This is a genomic window from Kitasatospora sp. HUAS MG31, from assembly GCF_040571325.1.
GTDB classification, from domain to species: Bacteria; Actinomycetota; Actinomycetes; order Streptomycetales; family Streptomycetaceae; genus Kitasatospora; species Kitasatospora camelliae.
Map to the genome: position 1 here is coordinate 5296884 of NZ_CP159872.1, position 18089 is coordinate 5314972.

Sequence of the window (18089 nt, forward strand, 5' to 3'; positions counted from 1 at the left end):
GAGGGACACGCCCCGGCCGCCGGCTGATCCCGGCGGTCGGGCGAGCTGAGACCGGCCCCGTCCTCCCCTGCAGCGGAGGGCGGGGCCGGCCCGTGTCCGCCGCCGCCCGGCGGCCGGTCACCCGCCCGCGGACAGCGGCCGGACGGGTCCGCCCACGGCGGCCGTTCGGGTCCGGGTGCGCCTTACGGCACAATGGAATGCTGCAAGCCGATTACTCACGACGACGCCGGAGCGATCTCACGTGGCGGAATTCATCTACACCATGCGCAAGGTGCGCAAGGCACACGGCGACAAGGTCATCCTTGACGACGTGACGCTCAGCTTCCTCCCCGGAGCGAAGATCGGCGTCGTCGGCCCCAACGGCGCCGGTAAGTCGACCGTCCTCCGGATGATGGCGGGCCTGGACCAGCCGTCCAACGGCGACGCCTTCCTCTCCCCGGGCTTCACCGTCGGCATGCTCCAGCAGGAGCCCCCGCTCGACGAGTCCAAGACCGTCCTGGAGAACGTCGAGGACGGCGTCAAGGAGATCAAGGGCAAGCTCAACCGGTTCAACGAGATCGCCGAGCTGATGGCGACCGACTACTCCGACGAGCTGCTCGACGAGATGGGCAAGCTCCAGGAGGACCTGGACCACGCCAACGCCTGGGACCTGGACGCCCAGCTGGAGCAGGCCATGGACGCCCTGGGCTGCCCGCCCGGCGACTGGCCGGTCACCAAGCTCTCCGGTGGTGAGCGCCGCCGCGTCGCGCTGTGCAAGCTGCTGCTGGAGCAGCCCGACCTGCTGCTGCTCGACGAGCCCACCAACCACCTGGACGCCGAGTCGGTGAACTGGCTGGAGCAGCACCTGGAGAAGTACCCCGGGACCGTCGTCGCGGTCACCCACGACCGGTACTTCCTGGACAACGTCGCCCAGTGGATCCTGGAGCTGGACCGCGGCCGCGCCTACCCGTACGAGGGCAACTACTCCACGTACCTGGAGACCAAGCAGTCCCGTCTCAAGGTCGAGGGCCAGAAGGACGCCAAGCGCGCCAAGCGGCTCAAGGAAGAGCTGGAGTGGGTCCGCTCCAACGCGAAGGGCCGCCAGGCCAAGTCCAAGGCCCGCCTCGCCCGGTACGAGGAGATGGCGGCCGAGGCCGACAAGATGCGGAAGCTGGACTTCGAGGAGATCCAGATCCCGCCGGGCCCGCGCCTGGGCAACATCGTCATCGAGGTCGAGAAGCTCTCCAAGGCCTTCGGCGAGAAGATCCTCATCGAGGACCTGAGCTTCACCCTGCCGCGCAACGGCATCGTCGGCATCATCGGCCCGAACGGCGCCGGCAAGACCACGCTGTTCAAGATGCTGCAGGACATGGAGACCCCGGACTCCGGCAGTGTCAAGGTCGGCGAGACCGTCAAGATCAGCTACGTCGACCAGTCGCGTGCCAACATCGACCCGAAGAAGACCCTGTGGGAGGTCGTCTCCGACGGCCTCGACTGGATCAACGTCGGCCAGGTCGAGATGCCCTCGCGCGCCTACGTCTCCGCGTTCGGCTTCAAGGGCCCGGACCAGCAGAAGCCGGCCGGTGTGCTCTCCGGTGGTGAGCGCAACCGCCTCAACCTGGCGCTCACCCTCAAGCAGGGCGGCAACCTGCTGCTCCTCGACGAGCCGACCAACGACCTCGACGTCGAGACGCTCTCCTCGCTGGAGAACGCCCTGCTGGAGTTCCCCGGCTGCGCCGTGGTCATCTCCCACGACCGCTGGTTCCTCGACCGGGTCGCCACCCACATCCTCGCCTACGAGGGTGACAGCAAGTGGTTCTGGTTCGAGGGCAACTTCGAGTCCTACGAGAAGAACAAGATCGAGCGGCTGGGCGCCGACGCCGCCCGTCCGCACCGGGCCACCTACAAGAAGCTGACCCGGGGCTGACCGCAGCCCGACCCCGGCCCGGCCCGGCCGCCCTCCGGCGGCCGGCCGGGCCGACGCCCGTGATCCCCCGCGCGGGCGAGGAAGAGTTCGAGGAGATCTCCGTGGCTCGCCACATCTACGCCTGCCCGATGAGGTGGTCCGACATGGACGCCTTCGGCCACGTCAACAACGTGGTCTTCCTGCGCTACCTGGAGGAGGCCCGGATCGACTTCATGTTCACCCAGGCCGCCGAGGCCGGCGCCGGTGAGTTCGCGGGCGGCTCGGTGGTGGCCCGGCACGAGATCGAGTACAAGCGCCCGCTGGTGCACCGGCCGGCGCCGGTCACCGTCGAGACCTGGGTCACCAAGATCGGCGGCGCCTCGCTGACGGTCTCCTACGAGATCAAGGACACCGCCGAGGACGGCACCGAGACGGTCTACGTCCGGGCCTCCACCGTGGTGGTCCCCTACGACCTGGTCGAGGGCCGGCCGCGCCGGATCAGCCCGGTGGAGAAGGCGTTCCTCAGCCGCTTCATGGACGAGGCGCCGGCCGCCGTCGTCACGGCCTGACCCGTTCCGGGCCCGAGGCCCGCACCCGGCGCGACCCCGCACCCGGTCCCCGGGAGGGGCCGCGCGCATCCCGCTGACGCGGCCCGAGGGCCGTACCGGACCCGAGTGAGCTGACCTCCGTTGACCGCCACCCCGCCGCTGGACCTCGCCGACACCGGCGAGGCCGCCGACCTCACCGCCTTCCTGGCCAGGCTGCTGCGCTTCGACCGGGCCGCCGTGGTGCGGCTGCAGGCCGTGCCGGCGGTGGAGGGCGGCGGGGTGCTGGCCGCGTTCGGACGGCTGCCGCTGGGTAGCTCCGGGGTGCTCGCGATCAGGACCGCCCGGCTGGCCGGGATCGAGCGGGCGCTGGACGCGACCGTCTCGGCCGGGCAGCTGCTGGAGGCGGTGGACGAGCCGGCGGGCACCGTGGCCGTGCCGCCGCCGGTGACCGGTCCCGCCTGGGCCGGGCTGCTCCCGCCGCGGACCGGCTGGCAGCCGGTCGCGGAACCCGCCGCGGACCGGGTCTTCCCTGAACTGATGGCCGGCGTACGGGAGTTCAAGCGGCGCACCGAGGAGGTCCCGGAGCACCACCGGACCCGGCAGGTGGTGGACGCGATCGCCGACGAGATCTGGTCCCGGCCGCTGGAGGTCGTCCCCGACCTGCCGCTGCGGGCCGCCCACGCGGCGTACGCCATCGGCTTCCTGCGTCCGGCCGGGCGGCTGACCGTGCACCGGGCCGGCGGCTGGCTGCGGTTGAGCGCCGCGGCGGGCTCGGTGGTGTTGCGCACCACGGACGCCCCGGGCGCCGGACTGGGCCTCAGCCCGCTGCGCTGAGGCCCGACGCCCAGCTGCGGGGACGGACGCCCGCGTGGCGGGGAAGGAAGGAACCCCCGGGATCCCGCGTGGCGGGGACGGGAGCAGACCCGGGAGCCCGCGTGGCGGGGATTCAGCCCGCGGTGTTGATCATCGAGGCGGCGGCGTAGGTGAGGTAGTCCCACAGCTGCCGCTCGGCCTCGGCCGGGAGGCCCAGCTCGTCCAGCGCGGTGCGCATGTGCCCCAGCCAGGCGTCGTGCGCCGCCCGGTCCACCGCGAAGGGCGCGTGCCGCATCCGCAGCCGCGGGTGGCCGCGCTGCTCGCTGTAGGTGCGCGGGCCGCCCCAGTACTGGATCAGGAAGAGCGCGAACCGCTCCTCGGCCGGCCCGAGGTCCTCCTCGGGGTACATCGGCCGCAGCAGCTCGTCCTGGGCGACGCCCTGGTAGAACCGGTGCACCAGCTTCCGGAAGGTCGCCTCGCCGCCGACGGCCTCGAAGAAGGTCTCCTCTGGAAGCGTCTCACTCCGGGTCTCGTTCACCCGACCATGGTCGCAGACGGCCCACGGGGCCGTACACCGGGACTTCCGGCCTACGACCCCGCGGTCGAACGGGTCCGGGGGACGGCCTGCGCGCCGCGCAGCGCCCACCGACCCCCGGACGCCCTACGCGTCGTTCCAGTCGAAGAACCGCCAGGCGATCGCCGACATCACCGCGGCGAAGGCGAGCAGCCCGCCCATGGCCGGCAGCACGTCCATGACCCCGCCGCCGCGGCTGAGCACCGACTGGGCGGAGGTGACCAGGTAGCGCAGCGGCAGCGCGTGCGAGACGGTCTGCAGCCACGGCGGCGCGTCGTCCAGCGGGAAGAAGGAGCCGGACAGGAAGGACATCGGCAGCACGATGACCTGGTTGATGCCGTTGGCCGCCTCCTCGGTCTTCGCCACCGCGCCGGTGACCAGGCCGATCGACATGAAGGCGATGGTGGCGCAGACCACCAGCGGTACCACCAGCCACCAGTTCCCGGTGAGCTGCAGGCCGAAGAACGGCAGGGTGGCGACCCCCAGGAAGATCGCGGTCTGGGCGAGCGCGACCAGGACGCTCACCCCGACCCGGGCGGTGATGACCGCGCCGGCCGAGACCGGGGCCAGTCGCAGCCGCCGCAGCACCTTCCGCTGCCGCCAGTTGACCAGGGTGAAGGAGGCGCCGAACACCGCGCCGGTGGCCACCGCCCAGCCGAGCAGGCCGGGGGTGAGGAACTGGATCGGCTGGAGCGACTCGTCCTCGACCTGGTCGGTGCTCAGGGTGAACGCCGGCGGCTGCCCGGTGGCGGCCTGGTTGGCGGACTGCACCACCGAGTCGAGGATGCCCTGGACGGTCCCGGCCTTGACCGTGTCGGAGACGCTGATGCTCAGGCGCACCCCGCCGTCCGGGCCCTGCACCACCACGCCGTCCAGCTCGCCCTTGCGCAGCTTCTCCAGCGCGGTCGGCGCATCGGTGAAGGTGGAGACGCTGAGGGTCTTCTCCAGCGCGGCGCGCTGCTCGCCCTGGACGGCGTCCAGCAGCCGTACCTGGCCGACCTGGCCGACCTTGACGTGCGGCGCCCCGGCGGACTTCAGCAGGGTGCCGAACAGCAGCAGGAACATCAGCGGCATGGCCAGCACGAAGAACAGCGCGGTGCGGTCCCGGAGGAAGCCGAGCAGCATCACCCGGGCCAGTCCGGCGAAGGCGCTGACCCGTTCCCGCTCGGGTTCGGGCCGCTGCCGGGGCTCGTGCTCGGTGGCGACCGAGGTGGTGGTCATGCCCGGTACTCCCGTCCGGTCAGCTGGAGGAAGACGTCCTCCAGGGTGGCTCCGCGGACCTCCAGGCCGCGCAGGGCGCCCTGCTCGGCGAGCACGGCCAGCACCGGGGCGGGCGCGCGGGTGGAGACGGCGAGGCTGACCCCGTCGTCCTCCAGGGCGGTGATCTCGGCGCCGGCGGCGGAGAACAGCTCCCGGGCCCGGTCGGCGGTGAGGAGGCCGGACTCCACGCTGACCCGGACGGTGTCGTCGATCTCGCGGACCAGGGCCGCGGGGGCGCCGGTCCGCAGCACCCGGCCGCGGTCCATCACCGAGACCCGGTCGCAGAGCACCTCGGCCTCGTCCAGGTAGTGGGTGGTCAGCACCACCGTGCGGCCCTCGGCGTTGATGTCCCGGAGCAGGTCCCAGAGGTTGCGGCGGGCCTGCGGGTCGAGCCCGGTGGTGGGCTCGTCCAGGAACACCAGCTCCGGGTCGTGGGCCAGGGCGCAGGCGATGGACAGCCGCTGGGCCTGGCCGCCGGAGAGCTTGTCGGTCAGCTGGGAGGCGGAGTCGGAGAGCCCGACCCGCTCCAGCATCGCGTCGGCCCGCCGGGGGCCGACGCCGTAGAAGGAGGCGAAGGTGCGGATCGTCTCCCGGGCCGTCAGCTTCACGAAGAACGCCGACGCCTGGAACTGCACGCCGATCCGCGGCAGCAGCTTCGTGTTGCGCGGCCAGGGCGCCATGCCCAGCAGCTCGACGCGGCCCTCGTCGGGCTCGCGGATGCCCTCGAGGATTTCGAGGGTGGTGGTCTTCCCGGCGCCGTTCGGGCCCAGGATGCCGTAGAACTCGCCCGACCGGACGGAGAGCGAGACCCCGTCGACGGCCTGGACGTCCCCGTACCGCTTCCGGATCCCGTCCGCGGTGATCGCATCAGTCATGGCCCAGACCCTAGGGGTCCGGGGCCATGGCCGACGGTCACTTGTGCGAATCTTGAGGATGGGTCAGGACCGGTGGAGCGTGATGGTGGTCCAGGCGCCGACGTGGACCCGGTCGCCGTCGTTCAGCGGGATCGCGGTGTGCGGCGGCACCGGGTCGGGGCTGCCGTTCACCGTGGTGCCGTTGGTGGAGTCCTGGTCCACCAGCACCCAGCTGCCGTCGGCCTGCTCGGCCAGCATCGCGTGCTGGTGCGAGGCGCCCGGGTCCTCCGGGGCCACCGACAGGTCGATCTCCGGCACCGTGCCCCGGTGCGCGCTGCGCCGGCCGATCCGCAGCTGGCCGCGGCCGGTCAGCGGGATCCGCCGCTCCGGGCAGTACGGCGGGAAGAACAGCCCCGCCGCCTCCGGGCCGCTGCGGGCCATCATGTCGGTGAAGTAGTCCCGGTCGGCCGACACCACCGCGATCCAGGTGGTCCGGGCGGGCGCCGACGCGGCACCGGCCGGCGGCGCCAGGTGGAACGAGGTGCCGAACTCGTCGCCCGGCCCGGCCGGACCCGGCTGCGCGTACACCGGACCGGTCCGCTCGACGTCCTCCGCCTCCGGGAAGGCCGCGGCCGGGCCCGGCTCGAACGCCGCGGGGCGCTCGTACCCGCCCGGACGCTCGAACGCGGCTGGACGCTCGTACCCGCCCTGGCGCTCGTAGCCCGCGGGACGCTCGTACCCGGGCGCCGGGTCGAACGCCGGCGGCTCGTGCCGGACCGGCTGCTCGTGCCCCACCGCCGGGTCGTAGGAGCCCGGCGGGTCGTAGGCGGTCGGCTGGTACGGCGGCTGCGCCGACCCGCCCGGCTCGTACCCGCCCGGCTCGTACCCGCCCGGCTCGCGGGCCGGCCGCTCGAACGGGGAGGGCCGGTACGGCGAAGCCGGCGGCGGGGCCTGCGGGGAGGCCGGCGGGGAGAGACTCGGCGGCGGCGGAGGCGGCTGCTGGCCGGCCGCGGGCGGCGGGAAGCCGTAGCCGCCGGCCGGGGGGGCCTGCGGCCGGGCCGGGGAGGCCAGGTCGTAGTCGTACCCGCAGTCCTCGCAGTACCGGCCGGTCTGCGGGGTGCGGCAGATCGGGCAGGTGGCCAGGCCGGCGGTGGGCTCGGGCCCGGCCGGTGCCGGCGGCGGGGTGAACGGCGGGGGAGCGGGCCGGCCGCCGAAGGGGTCGGCCGGCCGCGGTGCGCCGAACGGGTCGGCGGCCGGGGGACGCGGACCGGCGCCCGCGGCGGACGGGGCGCCCGGGACGGCCAGACCGGGCGGCGGAGTCATCGGGAAGCCGCAGAAGTCGCACCAGTCCTCGGCCTGCGACTCATGGCCCCTAGGGCAGATCGGCATCAGGTCCCCCACATTCCAGCTGGGCCGGCCCCGGGCGGGTGGCCGGTCACTTCTTCACACGTACGGTCTTGGTCGACTGGGTGTCGAGCGTCATCGAGTCGGCGTCGCTGACGTTCCTCCGGAATCGAACCGTACCCTCCTTGGCGTCCACTACGTCGACCACCTTCTGCAGCAGCTTGAGCGTGCCGCCGTTGCCGGTCCGGTGAGCGATCCGGACGGCGTTGCCCAGCTTGGCGGTGGCCCGGTCGAGGTCGCCGGCGCGGTGCGCGGCCAGGCCCTCCTGGATGGAGGAGGCCAGCTCGGCCTGGCCGGTGTAGTGGGCGACCTGGGGGCTGATCCGGGTGGAGGAGGCCAGGTCGTCCGTCCAGACCGCCTTGACCAGGCCCTGGCCGAGCACCTCGGCGGTGCCGTCCGGCTGCGGCCGGACCAGGCTGACCCGGGCCGCCAGCATCCGCTCGCCGACGGCGGCCGAGGGCACCTCCACGCAGACGTGGTAGTCGCGGCTCTCGTCGCCCCAGGAGCCGGTGGGGTAGTCGCCGGCCCGGGCCCCGGCCTCGGCGCGGCGGCCGGTGAGGTCCTCCAGGGCGGGGGCGACCTGCTTGACGTACTTCACCACCGCGCCGGCCGGCGTCCACACCCGCAGGGCCACGTCGGCGACCTGCTTGCCCATGGCGCCGGCCATCATCGCCCGGAAGTCCTCGGCGAGGCCGGAGGGCTCGGCGACGATGTCCACCGTGCCGAGCAGCGCCGAGGAGATCCGCCGCAGCTCGGCCACCTCCCAGTCGGTGCCCACGCCGCGGCAGTCGGCGGTGAACCGGTCGGCCGCCGCGTCCAGCACCCGCTGGAGGTCCTCCGGCTTCTCGTGCTCGTTGCGCCCGTCGGTGAGCAGGATGCCGTGCCGGATGGCGATGTCCGGGCGGGAGTCGAACAGCTGGTGGGCCTTGGCCAGCCAGGTGCCGATGGCCGTGCCGCCCGCCGCGGAGAGCTTGCGGAGCGCCGACCTCGCCTCGGCCCGGGTGTCCGGGCTGGCGACGGCGAGCCGGCCGCCGCCCGGGTAGACCTCGCGGGCCTCGTGGGTGCCGGCCACCACGGCGAAGGCGGCGCCGTCGCGCAGGGTGTCGATCGCGACGCCGGTGGCCTCGCGGGCGTTGCGCATCTTGGCCGCCGGGTAGTCCATCGAGCCGGAGCAGTCGACCATGATCACGACCGCGGCGGCCGGGGCCGCCCCGCCGTCGGCCGGCCCGAGCGGGCGGCCGCCCGAGGTGCCGCCGCCGGTGGCGGTGACCGTGACGATCGCGTTGACCTCCCGGGCCCCGTCGGCGAGGTACTCGTTCTGGAAGACCTCGACGTCGAATCGCGGGGCGGTGGGCCGGGACAGACTTGCCATAACCGGGAGCTCCTGTCGAGCAGTCGGGTGAGCGGACGTCAGTCGGTGCTGGCGGGTGCGTACGCCGGGACCGGCGGCACCCGGGGCAGGTCCGGCAGGGTGTCCTGGTGGCCGGCCTGCTGGGTCGGGAGGTCGATCAGGGTGGCCTCGTGGTCCGCCACGGCCGCGGCCCGCCGCGGGTCGATCGGCAGCACGGCCACGGTGATGTTGTCGTGCCCGCCGGCCGCCACCGCGAAGTCCACCAGCGACCTGGCTGCGGCCAGCGGCTCGGTCCGGGCGTCCGCGCGGACGAAGAAAGCCAGGTCGGTGGCGGCCTCGGCGTAGTTCCACAGGCCGTCGGTGCACACCAGCAGCACACCCGGCACGTGCGGGGTGAAGCTGACGGTGTGCGGGACGAGCTCCTCCGCGTCGGCGCCCAGCCAGCCGGTGATCGCGTGGGCGCGCGGGTCGGCGTACGCCTCCGCCTCGCCCATCAGCCCGGCGGCCACCATTCGGGCGGCCCAGGAGTCATCCTCGGTCAGCCGGTACGGCTCCGCGGACTCGCGGTCGTCCGGGATCCAGTACGCGCGGGTGTCGCCGACCCAGCCGATGGTGACCAGGCCGGCCGCCGAGACCGCCGAGACGTAGGTGCAGGCCGGGGCGTTCAGGTGGCCCCCGGCCGCCTGGGCCTGCGCGGTCCGGTCGTACGCCAGCTCGGTGACCGCGCGGGCGGCCGCGGTGATCGCCCCGCGCATCGCCCGGGCCGGTTCCTCGCCCCGCTCCAGCGCGCCGAGCAGCCAGTCGCAGGCCGCGTCCACGGCGGTGGCGGAGGCCTCGTCGGGCCGGGAGGAGGAGGACACGCCGTCGCAGACCACCGCGACCACCGCCGGCTCACCGCCGGGGAGCGAGGTGCCGGCCACGGTGAAGGCGTCCTCGTTGCGGTGGTGCCGCAGACCGCGGTCGGAGACCCCGGCGACGCCGGTCAGCGCCTTCTCCTGGTGGTCGCGCGGCCGCGGCCTGGCCTGGCCGCAGGCCCCGCAGGAGCCGTCCGGGGCGAGCTCCACCGAACCGCAGTGGCCGCAGGGCGGCACGGGTGACGGCCCGTCGACCACCGTCGGAGGGCCCGTCAGACCCGCCCCGCAGGCGCCGCAGAAGGCGTCCTCGGGGTCCAGCGGTTCGGCACAGCTCGGGCACACGGTCTGCTGCGGCATGGCTCACACCCACGTCCGGGGACGGGCTCGGTTCGCCCGTTCCACCATCTCGATCCTTGTCTCGGCGCGGTCGGACAACCGTGCCAACACCCGATAGGAGTGCTCCAGGGCGAACCGCAGTTCCCGTTCCGCGGCGGGATGTCCGAGCACCGTGACCTGGCCGGTTCCGCCGGGCGCGCCGGAGCGCACCCAGGCCAGCGCCGAGTCCAGCACCTCCACCGCCAGCTCCTCGCGCCGCCGGGCGTCCAGGGCCAGCGCGGCGAGCTGCTCCGAGCAGCGGTTCAGCTCCGCGCCGATCTCCTCCTCGGCGGCCCGGCCGCGCAGCCGGGCGCGGACCGTCGCGATCCGGGCGGCGGTGAAGTGCGTGGAGACCTCCGGGACGGCCTCCAGCGCGCCCACCGCGCCGCCGCGGTCGCCGGCCGCCAGCCGGACCCGGGCCAGGCCGAAGGCGGCGCCGACGTAGCCCCGGTCGGTGGTGCCGACCAGACGGTAGAACTCGGCGGCGTCCTCCGGGGTGCCGAGCAGCTCGGCGCAGACGGCCAGGGCCAGCTTGGGCGCCGGCTCGCCCGGGAAGGCGTCGTACAGCGCGTCGAAGGCCTCGGCGGCCTCCCGGGGCGCGCCGGACACCAGCGCGGTCAGGCCGCGGAACCAGACCACCCGCCAGTCCTCCGGGTGGTCGGCCTCCAGCGCCTGGAGCACCGCGCCGGCCGCCGCCGGGTCGCCGAGCTCCAGGTGGGCCCGCAGCGTGCGCAGCCGTACCTCCGCCGAGTCCCCGCCGGCCGCCCGGAGCGCGGCGAGCGCCTCCGCGGGCGCGCCGGCGGGCAGCGCGGCGATCAGCCCGGCGTGCGGGTCGGCCGGGTCCACCCGCGGCGCGGGCAGGGCGAGGGCCGCGGCGGCCGCGTCGAGCGGCCCGGAGGCCAGCTCGGTGTCGACCACCCGCAGCTCCGGGCCGAACAGCGTGGAGAGCGCGGCGCGCGGCATGCCGTCCTGGAGGCTGAGCACCTCCCGCAGCACCCCGGTGAGCTGGTCGGCCATCTCCTCGGCGGAGGCGAACCGGCGGGCCGGGTCCGGGTCGGTGGCCCGTACCAGGAAGCGGTAGAACGACTCGTACCGGGCCAGGACCGGGACCTCCTCCGGCCCCGGCAGGTCGTACCGGTAGGTGTCGGTGTAGCCCTGGAAGTCGAAGGTCAGCACCGCCAGGGTGCGGGCCACGGTGTAGAGGTCGGAGGCGGGGGAGGGGCCGTCGGTGGCGATCTCCGGGGCCTGGTAGCCGACCGTGCCGTAGACCGGCCCGTCGTCGTCGACGCGGCAGACCGCGCCCATGTCGATGATCTTGAGCGAGTCCTCGCTCTGGATCACGTTGTCCAGCTTGAAATCGCAGTACACCAGGCCCCGCGCGTGCAGGTAGCCGAGCGCCGGCAGCGCCTCCAGCGCGTACGCGATCGCCTGCTCCACCGGCAGCGGGTCCCGCCGGCCGTCCGGGGTGCGGCGCTCGTTGGCGATGTCCTTGAGCGACTTGCCGCCGACGTACTCCATCACGATGTAGCCGTCGCTCGCCCCGCCGCGCCGGTCCGGGTGCTCGACGAAGTTGATGATGCGGACGATGTTCGGGTGGTCCACCTCCGCCAGGAACCGGCGCTCGGCGATCGCCACCGCCAGCGCGTCCTCGTCCGCGGTGTCCAGCAGGCCCTTGAGCACCACCCAGCGGTCGCTCACCCGCCGGTCCACCGCCAGGTAGATCCAGCCCAGACCGCCGTGCGCCAGGCAGCCCAGCACCTCGTACTGACCGCCCACCAGGTCACCGCGGAACAGCTTCGGGCTGAACGAGTACGGCGTGCCGCACTTGGTGCAGAACCCCTCCGGACGGCCCGGCTGGCCGTTCTTCTCCCGGCCCACCGGGCTCTCGCACTTGCTGCAGAACCGCTTCCGCTCCGGTACCTGCGGATCGGCCAGCACCGCCGCGGACGGGTCCCTGGCCGGCACCGGAGGCACCGTCACCAGCCCCGCTCCCAGGTTCCCGCGGCGGACCGTCCCGGTCGAACCCCGGCCGCTGCGCACCGACACCGACCGGCCGCCGCCGGTCCGTGACGAGCGGTGCGACCGCGACCGGCCGGACATCGACCGCGCGCTGCCGCTGCGGGCCGACCCCGAACCCCCGGACTCCGGGGAGACCCGCGCCGGCGGCACCGCAGCCCCGGGCTCGGCGGCCAGCCCGCACTCGTCGCAGTAGCCGTCCGCGTCGATCCGGCCCTCGCCGGAGCAGTCCGGCCGGGTGCACGCCTCGCCCATCCCCTCAACCCCCCTGTGAGTCCTGGTTCCCGTCCGCCGGTCTGAGCGCCCGCTGGAACCGGCCGACCGCGTCGGCCGCCGCCCGCAGGTCGCACGGCGCGCTCCACAACAGCCACCGGGCCTTCTCGAACCGCTCGACGACCACCGGGTCCTCGGACAGCCCGAGCCGGGCGGCCATCGCCTTGTACGCCTCCAGCCGCCCGCGCAGCTCGGCCCGCACCGCCAGCGGCTGCGCCACCTCGGTCAGCGAGTGCCGGGCCCGCCCCAGCTCCTTGGCGGCCGCGTCCTCCAGCGCGTCCAGCAGCGGCCCGAGCCGGTGCCACTGGCCGGTCTGCTGGTACTCCACCGCCAGCCCGATCCGCTCGCGCAGCGCCGACGCCGGACCCGGCACCGCCGGCACCTCCGCCGACGCGATCTTCGCCAGCACCTCGCCGCGCGCCCGCCGGGCCTCGGCCAGCGTGGCGTCCGCCCGCTGCAGCAGATCCGCGACCTGCTGCAGCCGCTCGTGCGACTCGTCGCGCAGCCGCAGCAGGCTCTCCAGCTCCACCCGGACGTCGTCCAGCGCCCGCCCGGCCCGGTCGTACCGGGCGGTGTCCACCATCCCGGTCGGCGCCGCCCACGCGGCCTCCCCGGCCACCGTGCCGCGCTGCGCCGGCACCCGGCTCGGCCGCCACAGCGCCAGCGGATCCGCCAGCACCTCGCCGCGCAGCCCGCCCAGCTCCCGGGCCAGCCCCGCCAGGTCGTCCGCCAGCGGGTGGCCGCCCGGCCGCACCCCCACCGAGACGGCCAGCATCTGCACCCGCCCCAGCTCGGCCAGCAGCAGGTCGATCCGGGCCGGCAGCGCGGACCACACCGCGTCGGCGGCGTTCACCACCTCCAGCACCACGGCGTACCAGCCGTTCATCCGCTCCATCAGCTCGGCCAGGCTGACCCGCTCGACCAGCCGCATCGGCCCGCCCAACTGGCCCGCCGCCTCGGGCAGCTGGCCGCCCGACACGGTCACCGCGGCCCCGGACAGCAGCTCGCTCAGCTCCGCCAGCTCCGCGGAGCCCGGACGGCTGCGGCGCGAGCGCACCGCCCGCGCCGAGGCCAGCGCCTCCGAGTAGCGGTCGAACAGCGCCCAGAGCAGCGCGAACCCCTGCTCGGCGACCGCCCAGCGCTCCCGCGTCCGGCCGCTCAGCTCGGCACCGTCCAGCAGCCGCCGACCGGGGTGGTCCTGCAGGGCCAGCAGCGCGGCCTCGACGGCGTCGCGCTCGGCGCCCAGCCGGGCCAGCGCACGGTCCACCTCCTCCCGGCTCATCGCCGGGCCGGCACCTCCTGCCAACGCGGGTCCTCCCTCCCTACGGCGGCGCTGCGCCGCGGCCGCCGCCCGGTGTCGGCCGCCTCGGACGCCGGCACCGGACCGCGCATGACGGATTGTCGGTCACCGACGGGCCGTCGGGGCCCTGTCGGCTGAAAGTCTCCCGGATGGCCGAGCGCCACCGGACGGCGGTACCGGCTCCGAGCGCCCCCGCCCGTCCGGGGGCGCCCCGGCCGTACACCTACCACTAGGACGGCAGCGAGAAGCCCGGCACCGGGCCCATGGTCGGCGCCAGCCAGCGGTCGTAGCTCGCCTTCCAGCCGCCGTTCGACCGGTACTCGGCCAGCACCGCGTTGATCCAGGCGACCAGGTCCGGGTCGCCCTGGTTCACCGCGATCCCCATCCAGGCCGGGACGATGGTGTCCGGCGACACCTCCACCCGCGGGTCCTGCGCCGCCTGCGCGTACGCGGCCACCCCGTCCGTGAGCGTCACGTCCACCTGGCCCTGCTGCATCAGCACCAGGCAGTCCAGCTGGTTGTCCAGCAGCTTCGTGGTGGCCTGGCCCCACTTCCCGCTCTCCAGCTCGGTCGCCGAGGAGGTCTTGGCGGCCGAGCAGGCCCGCTTGCCCTTCAACGCCTGCGCCACCGAGGTCGCCTTCGCGGCCTTCGGGGTGACCGTCCGCTGCCCCGCCTCGAAGTACGGCGCGGAGAAGGAGATCTCCTTGAGGCGGTCGCAGGTGATGGTCACCGTCCGGATGAGCATGTCCACCTCGCCGGCCTTGACCGCCTCGATCCGGCGCGCGGTGGGCACCGTCCGGTAGGTGATCTTCTCCGGGTCGCCCAGGACCGACGCGGCCACGGCCCGGGCCAGGTCGATGTCGAAGCCCTCGATCCGGCCGGACTGCGGGTTGCGGTAGCCCCAGTTGTAGCTGTTCTGGTCCACGCCGACCACCAGCGTGCCGCGCTCCCGGATCTTCCGGATCCTGGCGCCGCCCGCGTTCCTGGCCGGCGGCAGGCTCTTCGCGGTGTCGCAGGTGTCGTCCAGCGCCGGCGCCGATCCGCCCGCCGGAGCCTGCCGCACCGCCCCCGGCACCGCCCCGGGCGCCGCGGCACCCGAGGAGGTGCCCGCGCCCAGCAGCCCCGCCGCCAGCGCCGCCGCGACCACCAGGGCCCGCCCCGGCGTCCGCGTTCTCGTCCCGATTCCCATCCCGACCCCCTCTACCGGTACTCGGCCAGCCGCCGGCCGACCCCCCTGGCCACACCGACCGCCGCCAGCACGGCCAGCACCCCCGCACCCGCCGCCAGCGCCTCCAGGCCGCCCGCGACCCCGTCGGCGGCCCGCTCGAACTCCTGCCGGTCCGCCACCGCGGCCCGGCCGAACGCCTGGTCCATCGCTCCGAACGCCCCGGCCGCGGTGTCCGGCCCGCCGAGGGTGAGCCCCAGCGCGGCGTCGTACTCGCCCCGGGCCGACTTCTCGGCCGCCTCCCCGTGCCGGGCCTGCCAGGCGGCGAACTGCTTCTCCGCCTCCTCCATCGGACCGCGCGCCGGACCCGAGGTGACCACCACCGCCCAGGCGATCGAACCGGGCATCCGGGTCGGACCCGCCAGCGGCGTCGCCGCGTCCGTCCAGCGCCGGCCGTAGAGCTCGCTGCCGCCCCGGGCGACCAGGTCCAGGTTCTCCGCGGTGTGCGCCTGCAGCGCCGCGATCCGTACCCGGTCGAGCTCCTGGAGCGGCCGCGCCCCGAGCCGCCAGCTGTCGTCCAGCGCGACCCGGGCCGCCACCCCGCCGACCGCCAGCCACCCGGAGACCGCCAGCACCGCCCCCGTGGCCGCCACCAGCCCCGGATTGAACACCCGGTTGGTCCGGCGGAACTGCGCCAGCTGGTACCGGCCCAGCACGCCGAGCGCCAGCACCGCCAGCACCAGCGCCGCCCAGGGCACCGACTTCGCCTCCGCGTAGTCCGCCTTCAGCTGCCGGGACTCCGCGTCCACCAGCCGCTGGGCGCTCGGCAGCATGGAGTCCTGCATCAGCGCCGAGGCGTACCGCAGATAGGCGCTGCCCAGCGGCAGACCCAGCCGGTTGTTCGCCCGTGCGGTCTCCACCAGGCCCGCGTACTGCGGGAGTTGGCGGTTCAGCTCGGCGACCCAGCGCTGCGCCTCCGAGGAGGCGGTGGTCCGCGCCGCCGCTCGGGCGAGCAGCCCGGAGGCGGTGGCCAGGTCGTCCTCGTACCGCTTGCGCAGCTCCGGCGGCTCCTGGGCGGCCAGCAGGAAGCCGCTCGCCGCGGCGGTGTCCGCGTCGGCCAGCGAGCGGTAGATCTCCGCCGCGTCCTGGCTCAGCGGGCCGCTGGAGGAGAGCAGCCGGCCGGAGGCCTCCGCCCGGGTGTCCACCTGCCACGCCGTCACGGCCCCGAACAGCAGGACCACGCCCGCCAGGACGGCCCCCGCCACCCGCAGCCGGCCCGGCGGGGTCCCCGCCGCCCGGCGCAGCCGGGACAGCCCGCCGCCGATCGCCCCCCGGACCTGAATCCCGGTGCCCGGCAACGGAGTTGCCACGGGGCCACCGGTCGATGACGGCACCGGCGCGTTCGCCGGTGCCGTCGTGGTCGTCGTCGGTGCCTTCGTTGGTGCCACTGCTGGTGTCGCCACCGCCCCACCCTCCCCTGCGGCCCGCCCGGCCCCAGGCGTTCCCTGCGAGCAGTATGGCCGCAGGCTCCGACGATCACACCTGAGTTGGGCCGGACTTGAGCGTCGACCTTCCGGTCCTTCGACCCAACCCGGGACGTACCGACCCAGGGGACGCCCGGACAGGCCGCCCGGTTCCCGGGGCCCCGTGGCCGGGACGGGGGCGCGGGGCCGGCTTTGTAGCATGGGACCCATGCGTCTCATCGGCACCATCTCCCCGGATCGACCGCTGCTCGTCCTCGCCGTCCGCGAGGAGGCCGCGCACCTCGACGACCGGCTCCCGGTGCTGCTCACCGGCATCGGGAAGATCAACGCGGCGGCCGGGCTGGCCACCGTGCTGGCCTCCGGGCCGAAGCCCTCGGAGATCGTCAACCTCGGGACGGCCGGCGCGCTCAAGTCCGGCTGGGAGGGCACCCACCAGGTCGCCCGGGTGCTCCAGCACGACATCGACACCCCCGTGCTCAAGGCGCTGACCGGTCGCGTCTACGGCGCCCCGATCACCGTCGGCGACGGCGAAGGCCCGGTCCTGGCCACCGGCGACCTGTTCGTCTCCGACCCCGGCGCCCGCGACCGCCTCGCCCTCGCCGCCGACCTGGTCGACATGGAGGGGTACGCCGTCGCCACCGTCGCCGAGCGGGCCGGGGTGCCGGTCCGGCTGGTCAAGCACGTCAGCGACGAGGCGGGCGCGGACGCCGACCGCACCTGGCGGGAGTCGGTGGACGGCTGCGCCAAGACCCTCGCCGTCTGGGTGGCCGACCACCTGCACTGAGCGCGGGGCCGGGTCACCCGATGCCGCGCTGCAGCTCCCGCAGCAGGGCGAAGCCCTCGTTGTCCACCGGGCGGCGGGTGTTGGAGAGCACCGCGACCGCGACACCCCGCTCCGGGTCGAGACCGAGGAACGAGGCGAACCCGCCCGTCCGGCCGTTGTGCCACACCTGGAGGTAGCCGCCCTGGCCCGGGTGCAGCCGGTGGCTCATCCAGCCCAGGTGCACGCTTGCGAACGGGTGCATCCGGTGCTCCACCGCGTGCGTGAGCGTCACCGCCTTGGCCATCTCCTCACCGCCTTCCCCGAGTTGGGCGCGGAGGAAGGACACCAGGTCGGTGGCGGTGGAGCGCAGGCCGCCCGCCCCGGCGAGGTCCGCCAGGTGCCAGGCGGGCACCGGCCGCCGGTTCGGCGCATGGCCGCGGGCCGCCCGCTCCGGAACCTCGGCGAGGCCGGTCGCGGTCAGGCCCAGCGGCGCGGAGACCTCCCGCTCGACCAGGCCGGCGAAGTCCGTCCCGGCCCGCCGGGCCAGGGCCAGCCCGAGCAGCCCGGCACCCAGGTTGGAGTACCGGAACCGCTGCCCCGGCACCGCCCGCAGCCGGGTGGCGGCCAGCCCGCGCAGCAGCCGCTCGGCGGTGCAGCCGGCGTACGGGTCCGGCGCGTTCGGCCGGAGCAGGGCCGCCGGCAGCAGGCCCTTCGGCAGCCGGGGCAGGCCCGAGGTGTGGGTGGCCAGGTGCTGCAGGGTGATCTCGCGGCCGCCCCGGGACGGGACCCACGCCTCGGCCGGAAGCAGCCGGACCAGCGGCTCGTCCAGCTCCACGGCGCCGGCCACGGCCAGCCGGGCCAGCGCCAGCCCGGTGAACACCTTGGTCACCGAACCGATCTCGAACACGGTGTCCGGGCCGGGGCCGCCGCCCGGGCCGCCCGCCGCCCCGGCACCGCGGACCTCGGCGGCGCCGCCGCCGACCGCCGCGACCACCACCCCCACGTGACGGGTCGCGAGACGGTCGGCCGTCCGCTGGGCCAGGGTTGCGAGATCGTCCATGGCCGCCACCCTAGGCGGCCGCCGGATCGGCCCGGATCGGCCCGGATGAGGATCCCGGCGGCCCGGTCTACTCCTCCCGGCGGAGGGGTCATCCCCGGGTCGAACCCCGG

General features: G+C 74.9%; 15 protein-coding genes. 4 read left to right on the plus strand and 11 right to left on the minus strand.

All coding sequences use genetic code 11. From position 1 onward, the window contains the following. The first annotated feature begins 241 nt into the window (after positions 1 to 241). The 3 genes from ettA to ABWK59_RS23820 all read left to right on the plus strand — a co-directional run bounded on the left by ettA (position 242) and on the right by ABWK59_RS23820 (position 3267). The gene (gene ettA, locus ABWK59_RS23810) at positions 242 to 1906 is read left to right on the plus strand and encodes an energy-dependent translational throttle protein EttA (RefSeq protein WP_354642634.1); all 1665 of its coding nucleotides are present in this window, start codon (positions 242 to 244) and stop codon (positions 1904 to 1906) included. Positions 1907 to 2007: 101 nt separating this feature from the next. Then, positions 2008 to 2454 (plus strand): acyl-CoA thioesterase, encoded by a 447-nt coding sequence (locus ABWK59_RS23815; RefSeq protein WP_354642635.1) that lies wholly within the window; start codon positions 2008 to 2010, stop codon positions 2452 to 2454. A gap of 120 nt (positions 2455 to 2574) precedes the next feature. Next, positions 2575 to 3267, plus strand: a complete 693-nt coding sequence (locus ABWK59_RS23820; protein WP_354642636.1) for a hypothetical protein — start codon at positions 2575 to 2577, stop codon at positions 3265 to 3267. Positions 3268 to 3379: 112 nt separating this feature from the next. Here the strand turns inward: ABWK59_RS23820 and ABWK59_RS23825 are convergent, their stop codons facing one another. From ABWK59_RS23825 to ABWK59_RS23870, 10 genes are all read right to left on the minus strand, one after another. Then, entirely contained in the window at positions 3380 to 3784 is a 405-nt protein-coding gene (locus tag ABWK59_RS23825) for a globin (protein WP_354642637.1), read from the minus strand. Positions 3785 to 3907: 123 nt separating this feature from the next. Further along, a complete protein-coding gene (locus ABWK59_RS23830) occupies positions 3908 to 5041 on the minus strand; it encodes an ABC transporter permease (protein WP_354642638.1) in 1134 nt (377 codons plus the stop codon). Beyond that, complete coding sequence (locus ABWK59_RS23835; protein ID WP_354642639.1) at positions 5038 to 5955, minus strand: ABC transporter ATP-binding protein; 918 nt, start codon at positions 5953 to 5955, stop codon at positions 5038 to 5040. Before ABWK59_RS23835 ends, ABWK59_RS23830 begins: the two co-directional genes overlap by 4 nt. Positions 5956 to 6018: 63 nt before the next feature. Continuing rightward, on the minus strand, positions 6019 to 7323 hold the full coding sequence (locus ABWK59_RS23840; RefSeq protein WP_354642640.1) for an FHA domain-containing protein: 1305 nt from the start codon (positions 7321 to 7323) through the stop codon (positions 6019 to 6021). Between the two features lie 46 nt (positions 7324 to 7369). After that, entirely contained in the window at positions 7370 to 8710 is a 1341-nt protein-coding gene (locus ABWK59_RS23845) for a VWA domain-containing protein (protein WP_354642641.1), read from the minus strand. Positions 8711 to 8748: 38 nt separating this feature from the next. After that, entirely contained in the window at positions 8749 to 9900 is a 1152-nt protein-coding gene (locus tag ABWK59_RS23850; protein ID WP_354642642.1) for a PP2C family serine/threonine-protein phosphatase, read from the minus strand. Between the two features lie 3 nt (positions 9901 to 9903). After that, positions 9904 to 12189, minus strand: a complete 2286-nt coding sequence (locus tag ABWK59_RS23855) for a serine/threonine-protein kinase (RefSeq protein WP_354642643.1) — start codon at positions 12187 to 12189, stop codon at positions 9904 to 9906. 4 nt (positions 12190 to 12193) lie between these two features. Beyond that, complete coding sequence (locus ABWK59_RS23860) at positions 12194 to 13489, minus strand: hypothetical protein (RefSeq protein WP_354645085.1); 1296 nt, start codon at positions 13487 to 13489, stop codon at positions 12194 to 12196. A 247-nt stretch (positions 13490 to 13736) separates the two neighbouring features. Then, positions 13737 to 14696: a glutamate ABC transporter substrate-binding protein gene (locus ABWK59_RS23865; protein ID WP_354642644.1), complete on the minus strand. Its 960-nt coding sequence runs from the start codon at positions 14694 to 14696 to the stop codon at positions 13737 to 13739. A gap of 11 nt (positions 14697 to 14707) precedes the next feature. Further along, positions 14708 to 16042: a hypothetical protein gene (locus tag ABWK59_RS23870; RefSeq protein WP_354642645.1), complete on the minus strand. Its 1335-nt coding sequence runs from the start codon at positions 16040 to 16042 to the stop codon at positions 14708 to 14710. A 322-nt stretch (positions 16043 to 16364) separates the two neighbouring features. Between ABWK59_RS23870 and ABWK59_RS23875 the strand changes: the two genes are divergently transcribed. After that, positions 16365 to 16940: a nucleosidase gene (locus ABWK59_RS23875; RefSeq protein WP_354642646.1), complete on the plus strand. Its 576-nt coding sequence runs from the start codon at positions 16365 to 16367 to the stop codon at positions 16938 to 16940. A gap of 13 nt (positions 16941 to 16953) precedes the next feature. Here the strand turns inward: ABWK59_RS23875 and ABWK59_RS23880 are convergent, their stop codons facing one another. Beyond that, positions 16954 to 17979, minus strand: a complete 1026-nt coding sequence (locus ABWK59_RS23880) for a serine hydrolase domain-containing protein (protein WP_354642647.1) — start codon at positions 17977 to 17979, stop codon at positions 16954 to 16956. Between the last annotated feature and the right edge of the window lie 110 nt (positions 17980 to 18089).